The sequence below is a fragment of the Cupriavidus sp. D384 genome, from assembly GCF_001652915.1.
In the GTDB taxonomy this organism is placed as follows: Bacteria; Pseudomonadota; Gammaproteobacteria; order Burkholderiales; family Burkholderiaceae; genus Cupriavidus.
In genome coordinates, this window is record NZ_BBQI01000009.1 from 22,872 (window position 1) to 46,819 (window position 23,948).

Sequence of the window (23,948 nt, forward strand, 5' to 3'; positions counted from 1 at the left end):
TGCCTTTCACGGCCTATCTGTGCGGCAACGCCCAAATGCAAATGCGAAGAATTCGCGATTCTAGCAGCGTGCCGCTAAGATCGTGGACGCGTCATTCCCTTGCGCCCATCCAGTGCCGCCCTGCCCCGCCCATGCCTCTGATTGAACTGGTTCCCGCCACCCCGGCCGACGCCGACCTGCTAGCCGCCATGCATGCCGACAGCTGGCGCGACGCCTATGGTGGCCTGATTCCGGCCGACTATCTGGAAACCTATGCCCCGGCCGAACGGCTGGCCACCTGGCGTGCCCGCATGCTGGAAGGCGCCGAGGCACCGCTGGAAGCCACCATCCTGCGCGTGAACGGGCAGCCGGCTGGCTTCTCGTGCCTGATGCCGTTGGCCGAGCCGGGGTATGGCATCTACCTGGACAATCTCCATGTGATGCAGGCGTTTCATGGACGCGGCTACGGCAAGACGCTGATGGCGCATTGCGCCACGCGTGTCGCCAGCCAGTGGCCCGGTAAGCCGTTGTTTCTTTACGTGCTGGACGGCAACACACAGGCGCGCGAGTTCTACCGGCGCCTGGGCGGCGTGGAATCCGACAGCTTCAACGATCCGTTTCCCGGCACCGACCTCATGGTCGCCATCCGCCGCGTGAGCTGGGACGACGTCGACGCACTGGTCAGCCTGCTGGCGCCGGGTCCGTAGCGGCCACCAGCGGCGCGAACATCGCCCGCAGGTCGAGATGCTCGGCCATGCTGCCGGCCAGCCGGTCGATCGATGCCTCGCGCAGCGCATCCAGATGCACCCCCTCGGCGCGCTCCAGCCCGGCCCAGCGCAGCAGCGCGCCGCAGGCTTCAGGATGGTCGAACAGACCGTGCACATAGGTAGCCAGCACCTGGTTGTCATCTGACACGGCGCCGTCCGGCCTGGGCGCGCGGCCCGCGTCCGCCGAACCTTCCGCCCAATCCAGCCACAGCGCGGGGCGCGCCAGCGCCGGCCCGTGCGTCACGCCCAGATGGATCTCGTACCCCTGGACCACCGCCCCCCCCGCCTCCGCTTCGAGCCTGCCGGACACCCGCCGCAATTGCTTCTCGGGCGCCAGCGTGGTCTCGAAATCGAGCAGGCCCAGCCCATCGCTGGTGCCGGCCGGCCCTTCCCGGCCGTCGGGATCGTGGATGCAACGCCCCAGCATCTGCATGCCGCCGCAGATGCCCATCAGCTTGCCGCCGTAGCGCAGGTGCCGCTGCAGCGCCTGGCGCCAGCCGTTGGCGCGCAGGAAGGCCAGGTCTGCGCGCACGCTCTTGCTGCCGGGCAGGATCACCAGGTCTGCCGGAGGAATCGGCATGCCGGGGCCAATAAACTGCAGGTCGACGTTCGGGTGCGCCCGCAGCGCGTCGAAATCGGTATGGTTTGAAATGCGCGGCAGCACCGGCACGATCACGCGCAGCACATCGCCGTCATGGCTGGCCACCTGCGCGCTGGCGATGGCGTCCTCGGCATCGAGATGCAGCCCGTGCAGGTACGGCAGCACGCCGAACACCGGCTTGCCGGTGCGCGCCACCAGCCAGTCCAGGCCCGGCTGCAGCAGCGCGATATCGCCGCGAAAACGGTTGATGATGAAACCCTTCACGCGCGCACGCTCGGATTCGGACAGGCAGTCGAGCGTGCCCACCAGGTGCGCGAACACGCCGCCGCGATCGATATCGGCCACCAGTACCACCGGGCAGTCCACGCGCTCGGCAAAGCCCATGTTGGCGATATCGCGGTCGCGCAGGTTCACCTCGGCGGGGCTGCCCGCGCCTTCCACCAGCACCACGCCGTACGCCTGTTTCAGACGTTCGTGGCTTTCCAGCACGGCCGCCATCGCCTGCGGCTTGTAGGCGTGATAGGCCCGCGCATCCAGGTCCATGCGCGCCCGGCCATGGATGATGACCTGGGCGCCAATGTCGCTGCTGGGCTTGAGCAGCACCGGATTCATGTCGGTATGGGGCGCCAGGCCTGCCGCCTGGGCCTGCAGCGCCTGGGCGCGCCCGATTTCGCCCCCGTCGACGGTAACCGCACTGTTCAGCGCCATGTTCTGCGGCTTGAACGGGGCCACGGCCACGCCCGCGCGCGCCAGGATGCGGCACAGGCCGGCCACGACGGTACTCTTGCCCGCATCGGACGTGGTGCCCTGGACCATCAGGGTGCCGCGCAGGGCACGTGCCGCAAACGGAAAGGGGTTGGCAGAAGGATCGTTTCGCATCGCGCGATTATGGCAGCAGCGCCGGGGCAACAGCACGCGGCCCGCCGGGCATGGCTCTGCAAGATCCATGCATGCGGCCGGGGGATGCGACGGCTACAATACGCGGGATGAAGACCCACGCCCCGCCTCAGGCGCTCAATCTCTCGGCCACGTCCGAGCCGGCTTCGGCAGGCGCGGCCACGGACGCCGATCCGGCGACCGAAGCCGCCGCGCAACCGCAGGCCGGCACCGCCGCGCCGCGCGAACTGACGCTGGTGCTGGGGGGCGCGCGTTCGGGCAAAAGCCATTTTGCCGAGCAGCTGGCCACCGATCATGCGGCGCTGACGCGTGGCCCGGTCACCTACATTGCCACGGCCCGGCACGATGCCGAACAGGCCGACCAGGAAATGGAAGTCCGCATCGCGCTGCATCGCGCCCGCCGGCCGGGCGACTGGACGCTGGTGGAAGAGCCGGTCCATCTGGCCGATGCGCTCTACGCCCATGCACGCCACGACGGCTGCATCCTGGTGGATTGCATGACGCTGTGGCTCAACAACCTCGTCTTCGGTGAACACCGCGATTATCCGGAACACGGCGTCATCACCCCGCCTCCGGCCTTTACCGAGGAAATCGACGCGCTGATGACGGCGCTGCCAATGCTGCCCGGCCATGTGATCCTGGTGTCGAACGAAATTGGCTTCGGCGTGGTGCCGATGGGCGCCATCACGCGCTTCTACGTCGACGAACTGGGCCGCCTGAACCAGAAGCTGGCCGCCGCCGCGGATCGCGTGCGACTGCTGGTCGCCGGCATCCCGGTATCGATCAAGGACCCCGCTCCGTCCCAGGCACGCGGCAGCCACACACGATGATCATGCTGTCCTGGCCAGCCTGCGTGGCGGCCGCACTTGCCGGCGTGCTGCTGGACCGCTGGCTTGGCGAGCCGCGCCGCTGGCACCCGCTGATCGGGTTTGGCCGCGTCGCGTCGGCCGTCGCCAACCGTCTCAATCGTCCCGAACGCAGTGCCGTGCGCCAGCGCGTGGCCGGCCTGGCCGCGTGGTCGCTGGTGGTGCTCGGCCCTGCCGCGCTGGCCGCCTGGCTGGTGGCACTGGCGGCCGATGTCCATCCGCTGCTGGCCTGGGCGCTGCACGCGGCGGCGCTCTACTTCGCGCTGGGCGCCTGCAGCCTGACGCAACACATCGCACCGATTGCCGATGCGCTATCGCGCAATGACCTGCCCGCCGCGCGCACGCTGACGGCCCGCATCGTGTCGCGCGACACGGCCGACGCCGATGCCGAGGCACTGGCGCGCGCCGCCTGCGAATCGGCGCTGGAAAACGGCAACGATGCCATCTTCGGCGCGCTGTTCTGGTTCCTGGTCGGCGGCGCGCCAGCCGTGATCATGTTCCGGCTGGCAAATACGCTCGATGCCATGTGGGGATACCGCACGCCGCGCTGGGAAATGTTCGGCTGGGCCGCGGCCCGTATCGACGATGTGCTGAACCTGGTGCCGGCGCGGCTGACCGCGCTGTCGTACGCACTGCTGGGCGCTACCGCGCAGGCGATGCGGTGCTGGCGCACGCAGGCTCCAGGCTGGTCGAGCCCGAACGCCGGCCCCGTGATGGCCGCCGGCGCCGGCGCGGTGGGCGTGGCACTGGGCGGCGGCGCGCGCTACCACGGCGAGTGGGAAGAACGCCCGCCGCTGGGCATCGGCGACGCACCACGCGCCGCACACGTCCACGCGTGCCTGCGGCTCGTGCAACGCACGCTGTGGCTGTGGCTCGGCTTGGCGATGCTGAGCGTGCCGCTGCTGTCGATGTGGGTCTCGGGATCGCCCTCGAAATGGGGGGCAGCATGAGCAGCAGCCCGGTGCCGATCCGCCACGGCGGCAACCTGCTGGCGGCCGTGCGCCGCTACGGCCGCGCGGCGGAAGACTGGCTCGACCTGTCCACCGGCATCAATCCGGCGGGCTATCCGGTCCCCGCGCTGCCCGCCGACGCCTGGCAGCGGTTGCCGCAGGACGACGACGGCCTGGCGGAAATTGCCGCGCAGGCCTACGGTGCGCCGCACGCGTTGCCCGTGGCCGGCTCGCAGGCGGCCATCCGCACGCTGCCCACGTTGTTGCGCCCGGGGCGCGTGGGCATTGCCGCGCTGGGCTACAGCGAATATGCGCCCGCCTTCGCGCTGGCCGGGCACACGGTGGTACCGCTCGACGAGCGCGATTTCGCGCGCGACGACTTGCCTGCCGGGCTCGACCATCTGGTCGTCGTCAATCCGAACAATCCGACCGCACGGCTGCTCTCCGCCGGGCAGTTGCTCCGCTGGCATGCAAGACTGACGACGCTGATCGTCGACGAAGCGTTTCTCGACGGCACCACGGCGGCGTCGCTGGCCGCGCACACCGGCTTGCCGGGGCTGGTGGTGTTGCGGTCGATCGGCAAGTTCTACGGGCTGGCGGGCATGCGCTGTGGCTTCGTGCTGGCCGCGCCCGATCTGCTCGATGCACTGTCACACCGGCTTGGACACTGGACGGTCTCCGGGCCCGCCCGGGCCGTGGCGCGGCTGGTGCTGGCCGACACCACCTGGCAGGCAGCCACCCGCACGGCCCTGCATCGGCAGGGGCAACGACTGGCGATACTGCTACGCGACCATGGGCTTGCGCCGGTATCGCAGCCGCTGTTCAGCTGGGTGCCCGAAGTCCATGCCCCCGCGCTGCACGATGCGCTGGCACAGCAAGGCGTCTGGACGCGCCTGTTCGACGCCGCAGGCGGCTGTCCGGCCAGCCTGCGCCTGGGCCTGCCGCCAGACAACGATGCCGCGTGGCAGCGGCTTGATGCGGCATTGACCACCGCACTGGCTGCCGTACCGCATTCCACCCTCTGATGATTCCGATGAAGGCCACCTTCCTGCTCGCCGCGGCGCTGCTCGCCAGCCCCTGTGTCCACGCTGCCGTCACCGTTACCGACGACGCCGGCCAGACCGTCACGCTGGCCCAGCCCGCGCGGCGCATCGTCTCGCTGGCACCGCATGTGACCGAACTGATCTACGCGGCTGGCGGCGGCGATCGCATCGTCGGCACGGTCAGCTACAGCGACTACCCGCCGCAGGCGCGCGACATTCCGCGCGTGGGCGACAACAAGGCCCTGGACCTGGAGCGCATTGCCGCGCTCAAGCCCGACCTGATCGTGGTCTGGCGTCACGGCAACGCGCAGAAACAGACCGACCGCCTGCGCGCGCTGGGCATGCCGCTGTTCTACAGCGAGCCGCGCCGCCTGGAGTCCATCGCGGAAAATCTTGAAAAGCTCGGCACGTTGATGGGCACCGAGGCCGTTGCCACCCGTGCTGCCGCCGACTTCCGCCAGCAGGTGTCGTCGCTGCGCAAGACCTATGCCGATCGCCCGCCCGTGACGGTGTTCTATCAGGTGTGGCAACAGCCGCTGATGACGCTGAACGGCCAGCACCTGGTCAGCGACCTGCTGACAATGTGCGGCGGCCGCAACCTGTTCGCGAAGGAGACCCCGCTGGTGCCCACCGTGTCGGTCGAGGCAGTGGTGGCTGGCAACCCGGAGGTCATGCTGACGGCGGGCATGGGCGCCACGCGCCCTGACAAGCCGCTGGCGGACTTTGCGATGTGGGAAAAGTGGAAGCAGGTCACCGCCGTGGCGCGCAACAACCTGTTCATCATCGACGGCGACCTGGTCAACCGTGCGGGCCCGCGCGTGGTGAACGGCGCGGCGGAAATCTGCAAGGATCTCGATCTCGCGCGGTCGCGGCGGGGGAAGTGATCAGCCTGAGACGGCAGATCACCGGAAGGGAATGGCTGTTCCGCTGGGATGCCTCCCTCTCCCGCTGCGCGGGAGACCGGCTGAGGGAGAGGGCGTGCCGTCGATCAGCCCGTCACGCGATTCCACCACCCCAGCCTGGGCGCGCCATCACCCAGGGTGAACTTGCAGGTGGCGCCGAAGCCGAGCGACCAGTGCAGCGTCTGCGCCAGCGTGATGCCCAGCCAGTGCGCGGCCAGCATGCGCATCGGCCCGGCGTGCGTCACCACCCATAGCCGCGCGCCAGAGCCGGCATCGAGCGCATCGGCCCACTCGGCCACGCGCGCCATGACCTGAGCCGGGGTTTCGCCGCCGTGGGGGCAGGCACCCATCAGGTCGGCCGCCCACAGATCCAGTGCATCGCGCGGAATCTCGGCCCAGGGCTGCCCTTCCCACGTACCAAAATCCATCTCGCGCAGGCGCGGCTCTATATCGGCGGCCGGCAGGTCCGGCATGCAGGCGATCAGTTGCGCGGCGGTGTCGCGGGCGCGCAGCGCGGGGCTGGTCACGATGCGATGCGGCAGTGCCAGGCCGGCAACCACCCGCGCCGGGTCTGGCGTCACCGGCGTCGTCAGCGCCAGGTCGAGGCTGCCATAGCAGATGCCCACCGCCACCTCGGGCCGTGCGTGGCGAATTAGTAGAACTTCCATGCCGCGGCCACCAGGTAGATCGACAGCTCGGCAAGCTGTTGCGCCATGCCCAGGCAATCGCCGGTATAGCCGCCGATGCGCCGCACGAAATAGGCGCCCAGCGCGGCACGCAGCCCGGCCAGCACCAGCACGGTCACGATGGCGAACCACGGCGAGATCCATAGCAGCGGCAGCACGCCGCACGCCAGCGCGAACACCAGGCTGCGGGTCTCCAGCCGCTGCGCCACCGGCTTGGCCTTGCCTTCGTGGCGCACGTAGTCGTGCGTGGCCAGGAACGTGATCGCCATGGCGCGGCTGGCGCCGTGGCCGGCAACCAGCACCGCCAGCAGCATCATGCCGCCGTGGACTTCTCCCACGGACACCAGCAGTTGCCACTTCAGCAGCAGCGCCACCACGATGGCAATGGCACCGAATGCGCCCACGCGGGAATCGTGCATGATCGTCAGCACGTCCTCGGGCCGGTAGCCGCCGCCGAAGGCATCCACGCAATCGGCCAGCCCATCCTCGTGGAACGCACCCGTCAGCAGCAGCGTGGCGGCCATGCCCAGCACGATCGCCACCGACGGCGACCAGAGCTGCCATGCGATGCCCGTCACCAGCGCCCCGGCCACGCCCACCATCAGGCCTACAGCCGGGAAATAGCGCGCCGCAGCGTTCAGGTAGTGCGGCGCAAACCCCACCCAGACCGCCAGCCGCTGGGGCATCGGCACGCGTGTGAAATAGCCTACGGCGGTCAGGAAGTAGCGGAGTTCGTCAGCCATGGCGCTGCGGGGATCTACGCGGAAGCGTTGCTGATGCCGGCGCCGCTGAATGTCGCCATCTCGCGCAGGAACGCGACGGCGGACGCCACCAGCGGCCAGGCCAGTGCGGCACCCGTGCCCTCGCCCAGGCGCAGGTCCAGCGCCAGCAGCGGTTCTGCCTTGAATTCGGCCAGCAGCGCGCGGTGGCCCTGTTCATGCGAGCAATGCGAGAACACGCAGTACTGAAGCACGGCCGGATCGATGCGCGCGGCCACCAGCAGCGCCGCCGAGGCGATAAAGCCATCCACCAGGATCACCATGCGGCTGGCGGCCGCAGCCAGATAGGCGCCTGTCATCGCCGCGATCTCGAAGCCGCCGAACGTGGCGAGCACGTCGAGCGGATCGGTGGCATCCGGATGCCGCGCCAGCGCCTGCGTCAGGACCTCGCGCTTGCGCGCCACGCCAGCGTCGTCCAGCCCCGTGCCGCGTCCCGTGCAGGCTTCCAGCGGCAGGCCGGTCAGGCGGCTCATCACGCACGCCGCCGCCGAGGTATTGGCAATGCCCATCTCGCCAAAGCCGATCACGTTGGTGCCCTGTTGCGCATGGCGCAGCACGCGTGCGATACCGGTGTTGATCGCTGCGCCGGCCTCGGCCGGGGTCATGGCCGGCTGCTCGACGAAATTGCGCGTGCCATTGGCGATACGGCCATTCACCAGCCCCGGCGACGCCGGCAGCGGCGCACGCACGCCCACATCGACCACTTCGAGTGCCATCCCGTGCAGGCGCGTGAACACGTTGATGGCCGCCCCGCCGTTCAGGAAGTTCAGCACCATCTGCGCGGTGACTTCGGCCGGAAAGGCACTGACACCGGCATCGGCCACGCCATGGTCGCCCGCGAACACGATGATGGCGGGCCGGTTCAGCTCGGGCACGGTCTCGCCACGGATCAGCCCGATCTGCAGGGCCAGCGATTCAAGCCGGCCCAGCGACCCGGGCGGCTTGGTCTTGTCGTCGATAGCGGCCTGCAGCGCGCCACGCAGCGATTCATCAAGCGGCGCGATCGGCGGCAGGGTCAGCGCAAAGTCGGAAATATGGGTCATCAATCTTTTACGAATCCTTGGAGAACGCCAGCAAGGCGAATCGGCTTGCCGGTGTCGTCCTACATTTCTACGCCACGTTGCGCCTTGATGCCTTGCTGGAACGCGTGTTTGACCGGCGTCATGTCGGTCACCGTGTCGGCGGCTTCCACCAGCGCAAGCGGCGCGCCACGGCCCGTGATCACCACGTGCTGCATCGCGGGACGCGCCTGCAGATCGGCTATCACGGTCTCGACATCAAGATAGTGCAACTTCAGCGCGATGTTCAGTTCATCGAACAGCACCAGTCCGATGGACGGGTCGCGCAGCATGCCGCGCGCCACCTCCCACGCGGCCTCGGCCTTTGCCACGTCGCGTGCACGGTCCTGGGTTTCCCACGTGTAGCCCTCGCCCATCACGTGGAATTCGCATTGGTCCGGAAAGCGGCGCAGGAACATTTCCTCGCCGCTCGGGATGGCGCCCTTGATGAACTGGACCACGCCCGTGCGCATGCCGTGCCCCATCGCGCGCACCACCATGCCGAAGCCCGAGCTTGACTTGCCCTTGCCGTTGCCGGTGGTGATGACGATCACGCCGCGCTCGGTCTGGGCTGCGGCAATCTTGGCATCGACCACTTCCTTCTTGCGAACCATGCGGTTCTTGTGGCGCTCGTCGCGGCCGTCGTCGTCGGTCGGGCTGGCGTGTCCGGTATCGCTCATGGTGTCTTTCCATCGGGGATCAGCGCGGTGTGCGTGCCGTCGCTGATACTGATAATCGGGGTACGCAGCGCTCGCGAGCACTGCGCGGGGGTCAGGACTTCGGGCGCCGGACCATGCAGCGCGACGCCGTCTTCAGACATCAGCAAGGCATGGGTGGCATGGCGGCGCGCAAGTGTGAGGTCGTGCAGGATCACCACGGCGGCGTGGCGGCCGGCACTGGTCAGGCGGCGCAGCAGGTCGAGCACCAGGATCTGGTGGCGCAGGTCCAGGTGCGAGACCGGTTCGTCCAGCAGCAGCAGCGGCGCCTGCTGCGCCAGCACGGCGGCCAGCGACACCCGCTGGCGCTCGCCGCCGGACAGGGTCAGCACGTCGCGCGCGGCCAGCGTGTCGAGATCGCACTGGGCCATCACATCGCGCACCACACGGTCGTCGTCGCGCTTGCCCCAGCCCCAGCCGCTCATGTGCGGATGGCGGCCGATGCGCACCGCATCCTCCACAGCCATCGAAAACGTGTCGTGCACGGCTTGCGGCAGGTAGGCACGCTGGCGTGCCAGCGTGGCCGGCGCAACCTGCATGGCGGCCATGCCATCGATGTCCACGGCCCCGCCATCGGGTGCGCGCAGGCCGGCCAGCACGCCCATCAGCGTCGACTTGCCCACGCCGTTGGGGCCGACGATGCACCAGAGCTGGCCCGCCTCGATGGACAGCGACAAGCCATCCACCAGCACGCGCCGGCCCGCGCGCAGGCGCACGCCGCGCAGCGACAGGACCGGGCACGGGGCCAGCGGTTCGAACCACGGGCGCGTCGGGCTTGTCTCGCTCATCGCGGCCTCCGCAGCAACAGGTAGAGGAAGGTCGGCACGCCCAGCAGCGCCGTGATGACACCCACCGGCAATTGCGCCGGCGCGATCACGGTGCGGGCGATCAGGTCCGCCGCCATCAGCAGCGTGCCGCCCAGCAGCACCGACGCGGGCAGCAGCTGGCGCTGGTCGTTGCCCCACGCGAGCCGCACCATATGCGGCACCACCAGCCCGACAAAGCCGATGGAACCCGCCGTGGTGATGGCGGCGGCAATGGCAAACGAAGCAATCAGGAAGGTAGCCAGCCGCACGCGACCCACGCGCACGCCCAGCGATTGCGCCACGGTTTCACCGAGCAGCATCACGTTCAGCGCGCGCGCCAGCGGCATCGCCAGCCCCAGCGCCACCATCAGCGTGGCCAGGGCCCAGCCGTAGCTGGCCGTGCCGCTCAGGTCGCCGGTCAGCCAGAACAGCATGCCGCGCAGCCGGGATTCAGGGGCGATGGCGAGGATCAGCGTGATCAGCGCGCCCCAGCCGGCCGCCAGGATCACGCCCGTCAGCAGCAGCCGTGCGCCGGCCTCGTGATGGCCGCCCTGCACTTGCGGATGCAGCAGGTCGCGCCGCGCCAGCGTGGCTACCAGCAACATCGAACAGAGCGCGCCGCCCGCCGCACCGGTCTGCACCACCCACAGCGGCAGCGACAGCAGCATCGCCAGCAGCGCGCCCGTGGACGCCCCGCCGGATACGCCCAGCACATAGGGCTCGGCCAGCGGATTGCGCAGCAGCACCTGCATCAGCGCGCCAGACAGCGCCAGCAGGCCGCCGCAGGCAAACGCGGCCGCCGCGCGCGGCAACCGCAGTTCGCGCACGATGGCGCCGGCCGTGCCGGTATCGGCGCCGGTCAGCGCCTGCCAGACCTGCGCGCCGTCCAGCGCGACGCTGCCGGCGGCCAGCGACAGGGCGAACACCGCCGCCCCGGCCAAGGCCAGGACGGTCCAGACGGTCAGCGCGCGGCGCAGCTCTGTCATGACGTGACGTTACGCCCTACTTCTGACGCCAGCCGAGCGTGATGAACCCGGCGCGGCCCTGCGTGTTGTAGGGCCAGGCGAGCTGGTAGTTCTTGTCGAACAGGTTTTCCACGCGGGCGGCCACGAACCATTGCTTGTCGATGTTGTAGCGGGCATTGAGGTTGACGATACCGTATCCGCCCAGAATGCGCCCGCTGTTGTCCAGCCGTTCCGAAGACAGCAGCCATTCGCCACCAAAGCGCCAGTTGCCGAAGTTGCGGCCCACGTCGAACGACGCATGGCGCCGCGCCCGGCGCAGCAGCTGGGTGTTGCTGCTCTCGTCCACCGGATTCTGGAAGGTCACGGCGGCGCCGAGGTCGGTACCCCAGATGGTGGCGCGCCACGACGCCTCGATACCCTGCACCTTCGCCTTGTTGACATTCTGCGCCAGGAACACGCCGGTGCCCACGGCCGTCGACACGATCAGGTCGTCATAGCGCGTCTCGAACGCAGTCACGCGCAGCAGGCCGGCGCTGGCCGTGTCGACCTGCACGCCCGCCTCGGCGGACTTGGCGCGCTCGGGCTGCAGGTTCGGCTGGCCGAACCCCGGGTAGTACAGTTCGTTGAACGTCGGCGCGCGGAACGCGTTGCTGACGTTGGCAATCAGCTTGACCTGTTCGGTCACGTTGAAGCCATAACCGGCAAAGAAGCTGCCCTGGTTGCCGAAATCGGAATAGTGGTCGTTACGGCCGTTCAGCTGCAGCTGGTTCCGTCCGATACGGCCTTCATAGCCGCCGTAGACCGAGAACACATTGCGCGACGGTGCGTTGTACGAACTCGACGCCAGCGTCTGCTGCAGCCAGTCGGTGCCGAACAGCAGCTTGTGGTCGGGCGTCAGCGCATATTCGTTCTGCCAGTTGAACTGGCGGTTGCGGGTGCTGAACAGGCTGTCGAACAGGCCATTCTTGGTACCTTCGCTGCGGTCCTCGCTCTGCGACAGCTTGAAGTGCGTGGTCCAGGCCGAGGTCACCTTGCCATTGACGAACGCCGACAGCGTGTACAGCTCGCTGTTCATGCGGAAATCGTCGGTCGGCTTGCCACTGGTGCTGTCGTAGGACAGGTCGCTCTTCGAGTAGTACGCCGCGAAGCCGGCATCCCAGTCGGATGTGAACTTGTGACGGATCTGGCCCGACACGCTCTTGTTCTCGTACGGGTTGTCGCCCGGGTTCGGCCCCGTGCCGCGCCGCACGGCCGCGGCGTTGGCGGCGGCCCACTGGTTATAGTTGATCGACGAAAAACCGTCGGTCTTGAAGATCGAGCCGGTCAGGTTGAACGATGTGTCGCCGATCTGGCCGCCGTAGCCCACGGTGCCCTGGCGCGTGTTGTTGCTGCCGTACTCCACCTGCGCATTGGCCGCCGGTGCCTGGCCGGCGCCGTTCTTGGTGAAGATCTGCACCACGCCGCCGATGGCGTCCGACCCGTACAGCGCCGACACGTTGCCGCGCACCACCTCGATATGGTCGATCTGGTCGGGCAGGATGTTCGCAAGCTGCGCTGTACCGCCGCTGACGCCGGCCACGCGCACGCCATCGATCAGGATCAGCACCTGGTTGGAATTGGCGCCACGCATGAACAACGACGTATTGGCGCCCATGCCGCCATTGGCGGCGAATTCGACACCGGCCTGGCCACGCAGCAGCGAGCGCAGGTCGGGCGCCTGCGAGTTGACGATGTCTTCCTGGGTGACCACCGTGGTGTGCGGCAGCGCCTCGGTCACGCTTTGCGCGGTGCGCGAGGCGGTGACCACCACCGGCGCCAGCTGGGCCTGCGGCTGCTCGGCGGGGGCGGCGGGTGCGGTCCCGGCGGACGCCTCCTGGGCGAAGGCCGGAACATGGGATGCGGAAAGTACGGCAACGGCCGCCATGATGGCGGGCACGGACGGGCGAACCGGCGGCTTTGCCGCGACGGTCGACCTGGATAGCGTGGAACGCATGAGCAGGATGGATGAGAACGGCCGGGCCCGTTCCCCCGCGGACCTGATGGCGAATTGGCGTGCCGCATGGGGTGCGGACGCCCGCGTTCTTCAGGCCGGTATCCGGGCTGACGACATCAGGCAGGCCGCCTTCCCGACCGGCTCCCGCAACCTCCGGCGAGTCCGTGTCAGTGGCGCTTGGCCCGCCCTGCGAATGCGCACATGGCGTGTTCGCGGTCGCTTACCGTTGCGGGGGCAGCACAGGTTGGCCCGCTCCGCTCGCGTCCAGCCTGGGCGATCGACATCGTCCCGGGCTGGCGGGCGGTACCCGGCTCCCTGTTTCCCGTTGAACTGCAGCCCCTGCGTGGAGGCCGCGAGCACCTGGAACGTGCGCGAGTGTAGGGAGTTTCAAAGTTGGCGTCAATGCGATGGGTCAAGTTGCCGATATCCGTGTTTGACATGCGAAATCACGCCGTTCGCCGCAGATCGGTGCAACTTCCGTGCGGCACGCAAGTCTCACCGGGCGCGTTGACGGTAGCCCCCGCGCGTGCATCGGCTAGAATCCCGAAACCTGACCCTTACTCCTACCGGACACGACAGGCACTATGCTCAACGAACTCGAACAACTGGCCGCCAAGATCGGGCGCGTGCTGCATCATGCGGACACCCTGGCGGCGGAAAACCAGCGGCTGCGCGCGGAGATCGACCGCCTGCAGGCCGAGGCGAGCACGTTGCGCGCGGACCGCGAAGCCATGGCGGCCGACCGCGAGCTGCTCAATATCAAGATCGAGGAAGCGCAGCTGCGCATCCAGTCCATCCTGGACAAGCTGCCCACGGCCAGCGATGCGCGCCAGCTCGACCTGCTGGGCGACGGCCAGGCCCGCACCGCATCGGAAGGTTCGCAGCAAGCCCCCGGAGAACACGCATGAGCAACAAGCAAGTGGAACTGAACATCGCCGGCCAGCCTTATCGTTTCGCGATCTCGCCGGAGAACGAGGCCGCGCTGCTCGAGGCCGCCGCGCTGGTCGACGACAAGATGAACAAGCTCAAGGGCAGCGTGTCGGCCAAGGGCGTGGAACGCGTGGCCGTGATGGCCGCCATCAGCATTGCGTCGGACCTGCTGGCGATCCGTCGCAAGCAGGAAGAGGACGGCTCGATTCCGGTCGACGCGGTACGCGCGCGCATCCGCGAACTGAACGAGCGCGCCGACGAGGCGCTGCGCCAGTACGCGCACGTGGGCACCCGCTGACCCGCGCGAAAAAACCCTGACGGCAACACTTGAATTGCGCGGCCGCGGCCCAGATATGTCATCCATGTGAAGCCGATGCCGCGCACGGCCGATCGATGTGCATGGATATGCCGGTTGTTGTGGAAAATGTAACGCCTCGACGTATCCGGCTTGGTATCACTGACGTCGCGGTGTATAGTGGAGCCACTGCGCGGCGAGACTGACCGACGCAGTTGGATGGTCGGGTTATCGGGCCTGGCCGCCGTTTCCATCCCATCCTAGTTTGAAACGGCAAACGTCTGACATCCCAAGCGTGTTGCACGCACAGGAACTCAAGTCAGACGTTTGACAGTTTCCCTGCCTGGTTCGTGAGGGTCATAAACTCCTTGAACCGATATGCATTGCATGGTGCGGGATCATGTCGTGTGGGCGAGCGCGTTACCGCATTCATAGTCCTGGCTTCGGTCTGGACTCCCTGAGTGGGCGATGTACCCGAAATACGACTTCCGCAGCCACTCTGAACCTCACTTGGGTTCAGGATGCCGACCCAGCGGCCGAGGCGGGGACCCCCTTCAAGTGGTGAAGAGGCGGTGGTTTCAATGAACCACCGCCTTTTTCATTTCAACTTCTGACCTGTCATCGATCCATGGCCGACGAACGTGCCCGCCAGTACTGGCTGATGAAGTCCGAACCGGACGAAGCCAGCATCGACGATCTGGCCCGTGAAGGTACGCTGCCATGGACCGGCGTGCGCAACTACCAGGCGCGCAACTTCATGCGCGACCAGATGCGCATCGGCGACGGCGTGCTGTTCTATCACTCGTCGTGCCCCGAACCGGGCATTGCCGGCCTTGCCGAGGTCTGCTCGCAGCCCTACCCCGATCCCACGCAGTTCGACCCGAAGAGCGCCTACTACGACAAGGCGTCGAAGCAGGAAACGCCGCGCTGGTCGCTGGTGGATGTGCGCTTCGTCAGCAAGAGCGCCTTGATTCCGCTGCCGACATTGCGCGAGCACGATGCGCTGGCCGACATGGTGGTGCTGCGCAACGGCAACCGCCTGTCGATCACGCCGGTCACGCCGGCCGAATGGCGTTTCATCACCGGCAAGCTGATGAAGTAGCTTCTGCGGCCTCAATGATTGGCCGCACTGCATTTTTTCTTCCGCCTTAACCCCGATCCGGCCATCCATTCGTTAGATCTCCCATGCAGGCCCGCATGGAACGAAATGCGAGGCTTCGCATCTGACAGCCATCACATTGATCGGAGAATAATATGAAGAAATTGCTTGCCGCCTCGCTGCTGGGCACCGTCGCCGCCGTTGCCACGGCCCAGACCGTTGCCGTGCCGCCGCCTTCGGGCGTGCTGTCGCTGTCCGCCGACGCGATGACCGAGGTGCCAACCGATGTGGTCACACTGGTCCTGGCCGCCGAGCAGGAAGGCCCGGAGCCCTCCGCCATTTCGAATGCGCTGTCGTCACGCACCCAGGCGGCGCTGGCGCAGGCCAAGCGTGTGTCGGGCGTGGACGCGCAGTCCGGCGGCTTCACGATTCATCCGAATACCGATCGCAACGGCAAGATCAGCACGTGGCGCGGGCGTTCCGAGATTGTTCTGAAGTCGAAGGACTTTGCCGCCGTGTCGAAGCTGGCTGGCGAACTGGCCAACCAGATGCAGGTGCAGAACATCGGCTTCTCGCTGTCGCGCGAGGCGCGCCGGGCGGCCGAACAGAAGCTGGCCGACCAGGCCGTGGCAGCATTCCGTGACAAGGCACAGGCCACCACGAAGCTGTTTGGCTTCAGCGGCTACACCATCCGCGAAGTGTCGCTCAACGAATCGGGTGGCGTGATGCCGCCGGTCCCGCGCATGTATGCGGCCAAGGCCATGTCGGCTGATTCCGGCGCGCCGATTCCGGTGGAAGGCGGCAAGACCCAGGTGACCGTATCGGTCAACGGGTCGGTGCAGATGGTGAAGTAAGCGCGCTGGCACTACGGCTGCCCGGCAAGGAAACAAGGAAAAAGCCCCGCCCCATGAAATGGGAGCGGGGCTTTTTTCGGGGTGCGTCGGGTTACAGCGTCGCGAACTGCTGGCGCAGCACGTTCTTCTGCACCTTGCCCATCGTGTTGCGTGGCAGTTCGTCCACCACATGCACACGCTTGGGCACCTTGAAGTTGGCGATGCGGCTCTTGAGCGTGCCGATCATGTTGGCTTCGTCGATGTCCGCGCCGGGCTTGCGCACCACCACGGCCACCACGGCTTCGCCAAAATCGGCATGGGGCACGCCGATCACGGCCGATTCCACCACACCGGGCATTTCGTCGATAAAGCTCTCGATTTCCTTCGGGTAGACGTTGTAACCACCCGAGATGATCAGGTCCTTGCTGCGGCCGACGATGGTCAGGTAGTCGTCCGGCACCTTGCGTTCGCCGGCCTGGCTGACGATGGCACCGCCAAAGCGGCCCACATCGCCGGTCTTGAACCAGCCGTCGGCGGTGAATTCCTCGGCGGTCTTTTCCGGCATGCGCCAGTAGCCCTTGAACACGTTGGGGCCCTTGACCTCGACATTGCCGATCACGCCGGGCTGGCAAGCGTTACCCTCGCCGTCCATCACGCGCACCGACACGCCCGGCAGCGGCATACCCACGGTGCCGCCAATGCGGTCACCCAGCGCCGTGTCGTACGGGTTCGAGACCAGCATCACGGTTTCGCTCATGCCGTAGCGTTCCAGGATCGTGTGGCCGGTGCGCTCGCGGAAGGCGTCGAACGTCTCCAGCAGCAGCGGCGCCGATCCCGACACGAACAGGCGCATGTTCTTGCAGAGTTCCTTGTCGAAACGCGACTCCTGCACCATGCGCACGTAGTAGGTCGGCACGCCCATCATCACCGTGCAGCGCGGGATGAATTTCAGGATCTGACCCATGTCCAGCCTGGGCGCCCAGATCATCTTGGCGCCGGCCAGCAACGCACCGTGCGATGCCACGAACAGGCCGTGGACATGGAAGATCGGCAGCATGTGCAGCAGCACGTCGTCGCTGCGCCATCCCCAGTATTCGTTCAGCGTCAGCGCATTCGATGCCAGGTTGCGATGCGTCAGCATCGCGCCCTTGCTGCGGCCGGTGGTGCCCGAGGTGTACAGGATGGCCGCCAGGTCGTCGTCCGCCCGCGGCACGGTCTCGAACGTGTCCGGCTGTGCCGCCGCGCGCTGCAGCAGCGACCCGGTTCGGTTGTCGTCCAGCGTGAATACGTGCGCCGTGTTGTGCGCGAAGGCCACTTTCGACACCCAGCCAAAGTTGCTGCTGCTGCAGACCACCACCGCCGGTTCGGCATTGCCGACGAAATAGTCGATTTCGGCTTCCTGGTACGCGGTGTTCAGCGGCAGGTACACATAGCCCGCGCGCAGCGTGGCCAGGTACAGGAACAGCGCTTCCGGCGACTTTTCCACCTGCACGGCCACGCGCGCGCCGGCCGGCAGCTTCAGCGCGGTCAGCAGGTTGGCAAGCTTGGCCGTGGCGCGGTCCAGGTCGTCCCACGTGTAGTACAGGCCGTCATGCGTTTCGATGCAGCAGGCGCTGCGATCGGCGGGAAAACGGGATTCGAACAGGGCGAACAGATTGGCGTTCATGGTACGGAGCAAAAGGGAATGGCATGCCCGGGGATGGCAGGCGAATGCGCCAGGGCAGCCGGCCATGATAGCTGGCCGGCCGACATATTACTCCCCGGTGAAATCCGGAGGCCGGTGCGCCAGGAAGGCGGCCACGCCTTCGGCATGGTCGCGGCTGGTGGCGTAGGCAAAGTGGGCGTCCAGCTCCGCCGCGGTCAGCGGCGCCGGCACCGGCGACAGGCGGCGGATGGTCGCCTTGTTGATGCGCGCGGCCAGCGGCGCACCCGCGCACAGGCGCTGCACCGTGGCGGACACCTCTTCATCCAGGGCCGCTTCAGGCACCACGCGCGTCAGCAGGCCCTTGGCGGCCGCCTCGGCGGCGTCGAAGACGCGGCCTTCCAGCAGGATTTCCAGCGTCACGGCGCGCCCTGCCAGGGCCAGCAGCCCCTGCAGTTCGCCAGGCGCCATCGGAAACCCCAGCCGGTTGATCGGCACGCCGAAGCGGCTGCCAGCCGCAGCGACGCGCAGGTCACAGTTGCACGCGATTTCCAGCCCGCCGCCCACGCAGACGCCCTCGATGGCCGCCAGCGTCGGCAACGGGCATTCGGCGATGGCCCGCAGCGCGGGCGCGATGATTTCCGTGTGGTAGCGGCGCACCGCGGCTTCGTCGCCGCGCACCACTGGAAATTCGGCGATGTCGGCGCCGGCCGCGAAGTTGCCGTCGGCGCCACGTACCACCACGCAGCGCGGTGGACGGGCAGCCGGATCGGCGGCCGCCACCTCGGCGGCCAGCGCGGCAAACCCCGTGGCCAGCGCCTGCCACATGCCCGCCGAAATGGCGTTGAGCTTGCCCGGGTGCGACAGCGTGACCGTCGCCACCAGGCCTTCGCGTGCGAACGTGACCGTGCCGCCCATCAGTCGATCTTCGCGCCCGAGCGCTGCACCACCTCGGCCCAGCGCTTGATCTCGGCGTGCTGGAACTGCGCGAACTGCTCCTGCGTGAACTGCGGGATCTCAGAGCCGTTCTGCAGCCAGATCGCCTTCATCTCGGGGCTGTTCAGCGCCTTGGTGGTCTCGGCGTAGAGCTTGTCGACGATGTCCTTCGGCGTGCCCTTGGGCGCCCACAGCGCGTACCAGGTCGATACTTCATAGTTCGGAACACCGGCCTCGGCGGCGGTCGGCACGTTCGGGAACGCCGCCGAGCGCGTCTTCGACGCCACGGCCAGGGCCTTGATGCGGCCGGCGCGAATATGTTGCGCCGATGAGCCAAGGCCGTCGAACATCAGGTCGACCTGGCCTGCGATCAGGTCGGACAGCGCCGGGCCGGCGCCCTTGTAGGGCACGTGCGCGATCTCGGTCTGCGTCTGCAGCTTGAACAGTTCCCCGGCCAGGTGATGGGCCGAGCCATTGCCTGCCGACGCATAGTTGAGCTGTCCCGGGTGCGCCTTGGCATAGGCAATCAGGTCCTTCAGCGAATTGGCCTGCACCTTGGACGGATTCACCACGATCACCTGCGGCGGCTGGGCGATCACCGTGATCGGTACGAAGTCCTTCTCGATGTCGTAGTCGAGCTTCCTGTAGAACGACGGGGCAATGGCGTGGTGCGCACCGCCGATGAAGACCGTGTAGCCGTCCGGCGCGGCCTTGGCCGCCAGGCTGGCGCCAACCGTGCCGCCGGCACCGCCGCGGTTGTCGATCACGAACTGCTTGCCCAGCTGCTTCGAAAGCTGCGCGGTCAACGGACGCGCGAACGCGTCGGTGCCACCGCCGGCCGGGAACGGCACGATCACGGTGACGGGCTTGTTCGGCCACGGATCCGCGGCCTGCGCGGCCGGCGCATAAAGGCTCACCCCAGCGCCGGCCACCATGCCGGCGATTGCAAAGACGCGTGCGAACGCGGTCAGTTTGCGCTGACGACTCATGTACTGTCTCCTCTCTCTACTTGCTGCGTGGAAAGTCAATCGAAGTACTGCCTACTGCTAACCCACCCGACAAAAAACCTGCCTGGCGTCCGTGCCCGACCCGAGGGCTACAGCAGCTTGGCCACCGCGCGGCTGACGCGGGGGTTGCCATCGCCAAGGCGAGCCAGATTGTCATCCAGCGCCTCGGGCACGTAAAGATAATTCACCATCACCCCGCACGACTGGGCGCGGCCTTTTCGCGACAGGTCGGCGCCCCAGTTCACGCGCTCGACACATGCCCCGTTACCAAGGTGAAAGCGCGCCACCGGATCGGCCGGCACACCCTTGCCGCCTTCGCGCACCAGGTAGTGCGCCACCAGCGCCAGCGCCGTGTCGCGAATCACCGGGTCCTGCGCGTCAGCGGGCAGTGCGCCAAACCATGCGGCGCCGTCGGCCGGCGCGTCGCCATGCCGTTCGCGCCAGCGCGACAGCCGTTTGTCACCCAGGATGCGTGCAACCGACTCGCCATCCTGCTTGCGCAGCCAGTCGGCAAAGCCGGGAATGGGCGACAGCGTGGCGAACTGCTTGAGCTTGGGGAATTCGCGCTGCAGTTCCTCGATCACGCGCTTGAGCAGGAAATTGCCGAAGCTGACACCGCGCAGGCCCGACTGCGTGTTCGAGATCGAATAGAAGATGGCCCATTTCACGCGGCGCAGGTCTTCCAGCGGCGCGGCCTCGTCCAGCAGCGCCTGCACGTTGGCGGCCATCTCGGGCACGAAGGCCACTTCCACGAAGATCAGCGGCTCGCGCGGAATGCGCGGATGGAAGAACGCGTAGCAGCGGCGGTCGGAATCGAGCCGGTTGCGCAGGTCGTTCCACGACGAGATTTCATGAACGGCCTCGTATCGGATCAGCTTTTCAAGCAGCGACGCCGGCGAATCCCAGGTAATCGGTTGCAGTTCGAGCAGGCCCACGTCGAACCAGTTCGAGAACAGCGCCTCGAGGTCTTCGTCCAGCGCGCGCAGGCCGGGAATGCGCTTCTGCCAGCGCAGCATGTCCGAACGCAACTGGATCAGGAAATGCAGGCCGCACGCGCTGTCGCCACGCTTGCCATGATGGGCGGCAAAGCGCTTGAAAAAGCGGATACGCGCGTTGGAGAGCGCCTGCGACAGCCCCGACGCCGCACCGGCGCCGCCTGCCGATCCGCCGCCTGCGGCGCCACCCGGGGCATCGCGCCCGGCCGCCACATCGGCCAGCACACCCAGCATGGCCTGGCGCAGCGACTCGGCCGCCGCCTGGTATTCGTCCTGCCAGGCCAGTGCCGCGGCGTTGGCCGCACCGTCGGTCAGCCGGGCCTCGAAGCACTGGCGCAGCTGCTCGCGCTGGCGCTTGATCGCGCGCGTGGAAAGCGTCTGCTGCGCGGCGTCCGCCGTGGCAGCCTTGGGCGCGTCGTCGCCCTTGCGGTTCCACCATCGGCCAAAGCGCGAAAACAGCGAGTCGCCGGCAGGCTCGCTGGCATCGAGCGGGGCGCTGACTTTCTGTTGGTCTGCGGGATCGAGGGCAGTCATGGTCGTGTCCTGCGAGGTCGGTGGATAAAGGGGTGGCGCGGATCGATCGGGCGTCAGCCTTGTCCGGCCAGACGCAGATGGCCGCCGGCCGGGGCGGTGCCGGGACTGGTGCCCGGATCGGCACCTTCCGCAACTTCGTGCTCGGCCGCATCGAGCATGCGCAATGCGCCGCGCTGGCGCAGCACGTGGGTCTTCATCAAGGCCTCGGCACCCTCGGGGTCATGGGCCTTCAATGCCGAGAACACCGACAGGTGTTCGGCACACGACTCGTGGATGCGCCCGGGCAGCCGCAGGCTCTTGTGGCGCGACAATCGCAGCACCTTGCGCAGGTCGCTGACCACGCCGGAGAGCCACCGGTTGCCTGCCAGCCGCTGGATCGCTTCATGGATCTGGTAGTTGGTCTCGTAGTAGGCGTCGATATCGCCGGCTTGCGCATAACGCGCCAGGTCCGCATGCAGGCCTTCCAGCGCATCGAGGTCGGCCTGCGTGACGTTGTGCGCGGCCTCGTAGGCGCAGCGCCCTTCCAGCAGCGCCATCAGCGGGAAGATGTCGTCCAGGTCCTGCTCGGTCAGCGCGTTGACAAAGCAGCCGCGCCGCGGCTCCAGCCGCACCAGCCCTTCGGCGGCCAGCACCTTCAGCGCCTCGCGCAGCGGCGTGCGTGACGTGCCCAGCGAGGCCGCCAGCGCCACCTCGTCGATCCAGGCACCGGGCGACAGCGTGCGGTCGTCGATCATCGCGCGCAGCCGGTCTGCCACCTCCAAGTACAGCGCCTGCCTGACGATACGCATCGTGCCTCCTGCCTGCCTTGGATATGGGGAAAAAACACCACGGGAACCTGCGTGCCGATGCGGTCTCGCGAGAGGCGCTTAAGCCGCAATAATTCATAATTATGGATTGCGCCGGACGCTGCAAGCGCTTTCGATGCTGCAAGGCAGCAAGCGTGGCGGATCGGAAACTCAGGGAAATCGAGAGGTGCGGCGGGCAATCCTCCTGCCTCCCTGCAGGAAGATTGCCCGCGCATGAAAGAACCGCTGTGGTCTTCTGCTTGGGCGCCGGGCGAGATGTGCCGGACGCTTGCGGGTCAGATTCATTTGCTGGCGCTGGCCCTGCGCCTGCCCCGTTGAAGCACTCGTCGTGGAGTGCGGATTTTCCCGTGCCTTTTCCCGTTCGGCTTTTTAGTCGTTGCCACGGTGCCGACGCATCGTCGTGCGCACCCTCCCCTCTGGCGCCGTGTTGGGCAGTGCGTTTGCCTGCCCTGACCGATCTTGTAACAGGCTTAATAGCGAGGACCGTGCCATCGCACCTAAGTCATTGATTTCATTGACGCGGACGAAACACAACTTGTGACAGTCGCCCGAGCATGTAACAGGATGTTTCTTTGTCGTTACGACCTCAGTTACCCTCCGCGTTGTATCTGACGCGATTCATATGGTCTTTTGTGACCGCAGCGATACGCTGCAGTGCGAAAATGTGTTGCCTGACGCACGAATATCGTGTGCCAACTGGTTGCAAACCTGAAACAAGCGCTGGCCGGGAAAAAAGCGCCCCGTAACAACTGGAGAGGTCGAATAGATGAACTGGGAAGATCAAGCCGGGCTGCCGGACAGCCCCGTCGCACCGGAGCGCGCGGCGAACAGCCATATACCGCGCAACCTGAAGTTCGCATTTACCGGGTCGGGGTCCGAATACTTCCGGATCTGGATCGTCAACACGCTGCTGACCATTGTCACGCTGGGCATCTATTCGGCCTGGGCCAAGGTGCGCACACAGCAGTACTTCTATCGCAGTACGCAGCTCGACGGGGCCACCTTCGACTACCACGGCAACGCAAAAGCGATCCTCAAGGGGCGTGGCATCGTATTCGGCCTGTTCGCGGTGTATCAGCTGGTGCTCGAGCTTTCGCCAGCGCTGGGCGCGGCGCTGGCGCTGGCGCTGGCCGTGGTATTCCCATTGCTGCTGGTGCGGTCGCTGCGCTTCCGGATGGCCAATTCCAGCTACCGTGGCCTGCGCTTCGCATTCACCGGCTCTGACCGGGACGGTTACACGGTCTTCCTGCTGTGGCCGATGCTGGCGGGCCTGACGCTGTGGCTGCTGGGGCCGATGGCCCACCAGCGTCTCAAGCGCTACCAGCACAACAACACGCGCTTTGGCACGGCGCAATTCGCCTTCGATGGCACGGCGGGCGATTTCTACCGCGTCTATCTGGTGACCGCCGGCGTGGTGCTGCTGTTCCTGGTGGCCGGCGGCCTCGCCGGTGGCGCGATGGCAGCGGCGGCTGGCGGCAAGGCAGCGATCGCATTCGTCGTCATCCTGATGGCGCTGGCGATGTACGCGGGCTTCCTGCTGATCGGCCCGTTCTTCCAGGCCAAGCTGCAGAATGCGGTGTGGAACCACACCACGCTGGCGCCGCATCACTTCCGCAGCGAAGTCAAGGCGCGCACGCTGTTCCTGATCTCGGTCACAAACCTGATTCTCACGGCGCTGACGCTGGGGCTGTTCTACCCGTTCGCACGCGTGCGCTCGGTACGCTACCGCGTCGAATCGATGACGATGGTGGCCGTGGGCCAGCTCGACGCCTTCGTGGTTGGCGAAAAGCAGCACGTGGGTGCGCTGGGCGATGCCGCGGCCGACTGGTACGACATCGACATCGCGCTGTAAGCGGAGGAACG

General features: G+C 67.1%; 23 protein-coding genes, 1 other RNA gene and 1 riboswitch. Of the genes, 11 read left to right on the forward strand and 13 right to left on the reverse strand.

The window, feature by feature from the left end:
- Positions 1-131: 131 nt before the first annotated feature.
- Complete coding sequence (locus A9J21_RS03440) at positions 132-686, forward strand: GNAT family N-acetyltransferase (RefSeq protein ID WP_066731949.1); 555 nt, start codon at positions 132-134, stop codon at positions 684-686.
- Here the strand turns inward: A9J21_RS03440 and A9J21_RS03445 are convergent.
- On the reverse strand, positions 661-2,163 hold the full coding sequence (locus tag A9J21_RS03445) for a cobyric acid synthase (RefSeq protein ID WP_156545664.1): 1,503 nt from the start codon (positions 2,161-2,163) through the stop codon (positions 661-663). The genes A9J21_RS03440 and A9J21_RS03445 overlap by 26 nt on opposite strands.
- Positions 2,164-2,333: 170 nt before the next feature.
- Here A9J21_RS03445 and cobU point away from each other — a divergent pair, with 170 nt between their 5' ends.
- Genes cobU through A9J21_RS03465 form a run of 4 tightly spaced genes read left to right on the forward strand, consistent with a single transcriptional unit; the run spans position 2,334 to position 5,987 of the window.
- Complete coding sequence (cobU, locus tag A9J21_RS03450) at positions 2,334-3,074, forward strand: bifunctional adenosylcobinamide kinase/adenosylcobinamide-phosphate guanylyltransferase (protein WP_082926222.1); 741 nt, start codon at positions 2,334-2,336, stop codon at positions 3,072-3,074.
- A complete protein-coding gene (locus A9J21_RS03455) occupies positions 3,071-4,060 on the forward strand; it encodes a CobD/CbiB family cobalamin biosynthesis protein (protein ID WP_066731953.1) in 990 nt (329 codons plus the stop codon). Before cobU ends, A9J21_RS03455 begins: the two co-directional genes overlap by 4 nt.
- Entirely contained in the window at positions 4,057-5,085 is a 1,029-nt protein-coding gene (cobD, locus tag A9J21_RS03460; protein ID WP_066732483.1) for a threonine-phosphate decarboxylase CobD, read from the forward strand. Before A9J21_RS03455 ends, cobD begins: the two co-directional genes overlap by 4 nt.
- A gap of 8 nt (positions 5,086-5,093) precedes the next feature.
- Entirely contained in the window at positions 5,094-5,987 is an 894-nt protein-coding gene (locus tag A9J21_RS03465; protein ID WP_066732482.1) for a cobalamin-binding protein, read from the forward strand.
- 104 nt (positions 5,988-6,091) lie between these two features.
- On the opposite strand, the gene cobC is transcribed toward A9J21_RS03465, so the two are convergent.
- From cobC to A9J21_RS03500, 7 genes are read right to left on the reverse strand one after another with little or no spacing between them, the layout of a single operon-like run.
- A complete protein-coding gene (gene cobC / locus A9J21_RS03470; RefSeq protein WP_066731954.1) occupies positions 6,092-6,673 on the reverse strand; it encodes an alpha-ribazole phosphatase family protein in 582 nt (193 codons plus the stop codon).
- A complete protein-coding gene (locus A9J21_RS03475) occupies positions 6,658-7,434 on the reverse strand; it encodes an adenosylcobinamide-GDP ribazoletransferase (protein WP_066731955.1) in 777 nt (258 codons plus the stop codon). Before A9J21_RS03475 ends, cobC begins: the two co-directional genes overlap by 16 nt.
- Before the next feature lie 14 nt (positions 7,435-7,448).
- Positions 7,449-8,513, reverse strand: a complete 1,065-nt coding sequence (gene cobT, locus A9J21_RS03480) for a nicotinate-nucleotide--dimethylbenzimidazole phosphoribosyltransferase (RefSeq protein ID WP_066731956.1) — start codon at positions 8,511-8,513, stop codon at positions 7,449-7,451.
- A 59-nt stretch (positions 8,514-8,572) separates the two neighbouring features.
- Positions 8,573-9,208, reverse strand: coding sequence for a cob(I)yrinic acid a,c-diamide adenosyltransferase (cobO, locus tag A9J21_RS03485; protein ID WP_066731959.1), 636 nt, complete (start codon positions 9,206-9,208; stop codon positions 8,573-8,575).
- Positions 9,205-10,032 carry an ABC transporter ATP-binding protein gene (locus tag A9J21_RS03490; RefSeq protein ID WP_066731960.1) on the reverse strand — a complete coding sequence of 276 codons (828 nt, stop codon included), beginning with the start codon at positions 10,030-10,032 and terminating at the stop codon, positions 9,205-9,207. Before A9J21_RS03490 ends, cobO begins: the two co-directional genes overlap by 4 nt.
- Entirely contained in the window at positions 10,029-11,036 is a 1,008-nt protein-coding gene (locus A9J21_RS03495; RefSeq protein ID WP_066731961.1) for an iron ABC transporter permease, read from the reverse strand. Before A9J21_RS03495 ends, A9J21_RS03490 begins: the two co-directional genes overlap by 4 nt.
- Positions 11,037-11,052: 16 nt before the next feature.
- Positions 11,053-13,008, reverse strand: coding sequence for a TonB-dependent siderophore receptor (locus A9J21_RS03500; protein ID WP_066731962.1), 1,956 nt, complete (start codon positions 13,006-13,008; stop codon positions 11,053-11,055).
- Positions 13,009-13,083: 75 nt separating this feature from the next.
- Positions 13,084-13,387, reverse strand: a riboswitch (cobalamin riboswitch).
- A gap of 205 nt (positions 13,388-13,592) precedes the next feature.
- Here A9J21_RS03500 and A9J21_RS03505 point away from each other — a divergent pair.
- The 5 genes from A9J21_RS03505 to A9J21_RS03525 all read left to right on the forward strand — a co-directional run bounded on the left by A9J21_RS03505 (position 13,593) and on the right by A9J21_RS03525 (position 16,186).
- Positions 13,593-13,916 carry a hypothetical protein gene (locus A9J21_RS03505; RefSeq protein ID WP_066731963.1) on the forward strand — a complete coding sequence of 108 codons (324 nt, stop codon included), beginning with the start codon at positions 13,593-13,595 and terminating at the stop codon, positions 13,914-13,916.
- The gene (locus A9J21_RS03510; RefSeq protein ID WP_066731968.1) at positions 13,913-14,236 is read left to right on the forward strand and encodes a cell division protein ZapA; all 324 of its coding nucleotides are present in this window, start codon (positions 13,913-13,915) and stop codon (positions 14,234-14,236) included. The genes A9J21_RS03505 and A9J21_RS03510 overlap by 4 nt, the downstream gene beginning before the upstream one ends.
- Before the next feature lie 330 nt (positions 14,237-14,566).
- Positions 14,567-14,785: non-coding RNA, 6S RNA (gene ssrS / locus A9J21_RS03515), on the forward strand.
- Positions 14,786-14,861: 76 nt separating this feature from the next.
- Entirely contained in the window at positions 14,862-15,335 is a 474-nt protein-coding gene (locus tag A9J21_RS03520) for an EVE domain-containing protein (protein ID WP_066731970.1), read from the forward strand.
- A gap of 152 nt (positions 15,336-15,487) precedes the next feature.
- Positions 15,488-16,186, forward strand: a complete 699-nt coding sequence (locus A9J21_RS03525) for an SIMPL domain-containing protein (RefSeq protein WP_066731972.1) — start codon at positions 15,488-15,490, stop codon at positions 16,184-16,186.
- Between the two features lie 91 nt (positions 16,187-16,277).
- Here the strand turns inward: A9J21_RS03525 and A9J21_RS03530 are convergent, their stop codons facing one another.
- The 5 genes from A9J21_RS03530 to A9J21_RS03550 form a co-directional block, all read right to left on the reverse strand.
- Positions 16,278-17,831 (reverse strand): malonyl-CoA synthase, encoded by a 1,554-nt coding sequence (locus A9J21_RS03530; protein WP_066731974.1) that lies wholly within the window; start codon positions 17,829-17,831, stop codon positions 16,278-16,280.
- Positions 17,832-17,918: 87 nt separating this feature from the next.
- Entirely contained in the window at positions 17,919-18,725 is an 807-nt protein-coding gene (locus A9J21_RS03535; RefSeq protein WP_066731976.1) for an enoyl-CoA hydratase/isomerase family protein, read from the reverse strand.
- Positions 18,725-19,732 (reverse strand): tripartite tricarboxylate transporter substrate binding protein, encoded by a 1,008-nt coding sequence (locus tag A9J21_RS03540; RefSeq protein WP_066731977.1) that lies wholly within the window; start codon positions 19,730-19,732, stop codon positions 18,725-18,727. Before A9J21_RS03540 ends, A9J21_RS03535 begins: the two co-directional genes overlap by 1 nt.
- A 107-nt stretch (positions 19,733-19,839) precedes the next feature.
- Entirely contained in the window at positions 19,840-21,279 is a 1,440-nt protein-coding gene (locus A9J21_RS03545; protein ID WP_066731978.1) for a malonyl-CoA decarboxylase domain-containing protein, read from the reverse strand.
- A gap of 53 nt (positions 21,280-21,332) precedes the next feature.
- A complete protein-coding gene (locus A9J21_RS03550) occupies positions 21,333-22,067 on the reverse strand; it encodes a GntR family transcriptional regulator (protein ID WP_066731979.1) in 735 nt (244 codons plus the stop codon).
- A gap of 784 nt (positions 22,068-22,851) precedes the next feature.
- Between A9J21_RS03550 and A9J21_RS03555 the strand changes: the two genes are divergently transcribed.
- Positions 22,852-23,937 carry a YjgN family protein gene (locus tag A9J21_RS03555; RefSeq protein ID WP_082926224.1) on the forward strand — a complete coding sequence of 362 codons (1,086 nt, stop codon included), beginning with the start codon at positions 22,852-22,854 and terminating at the stop codon, positions 23,935-23,937.
- Positions 23,938-23,948: the final 11 nt, after the last annotated feature.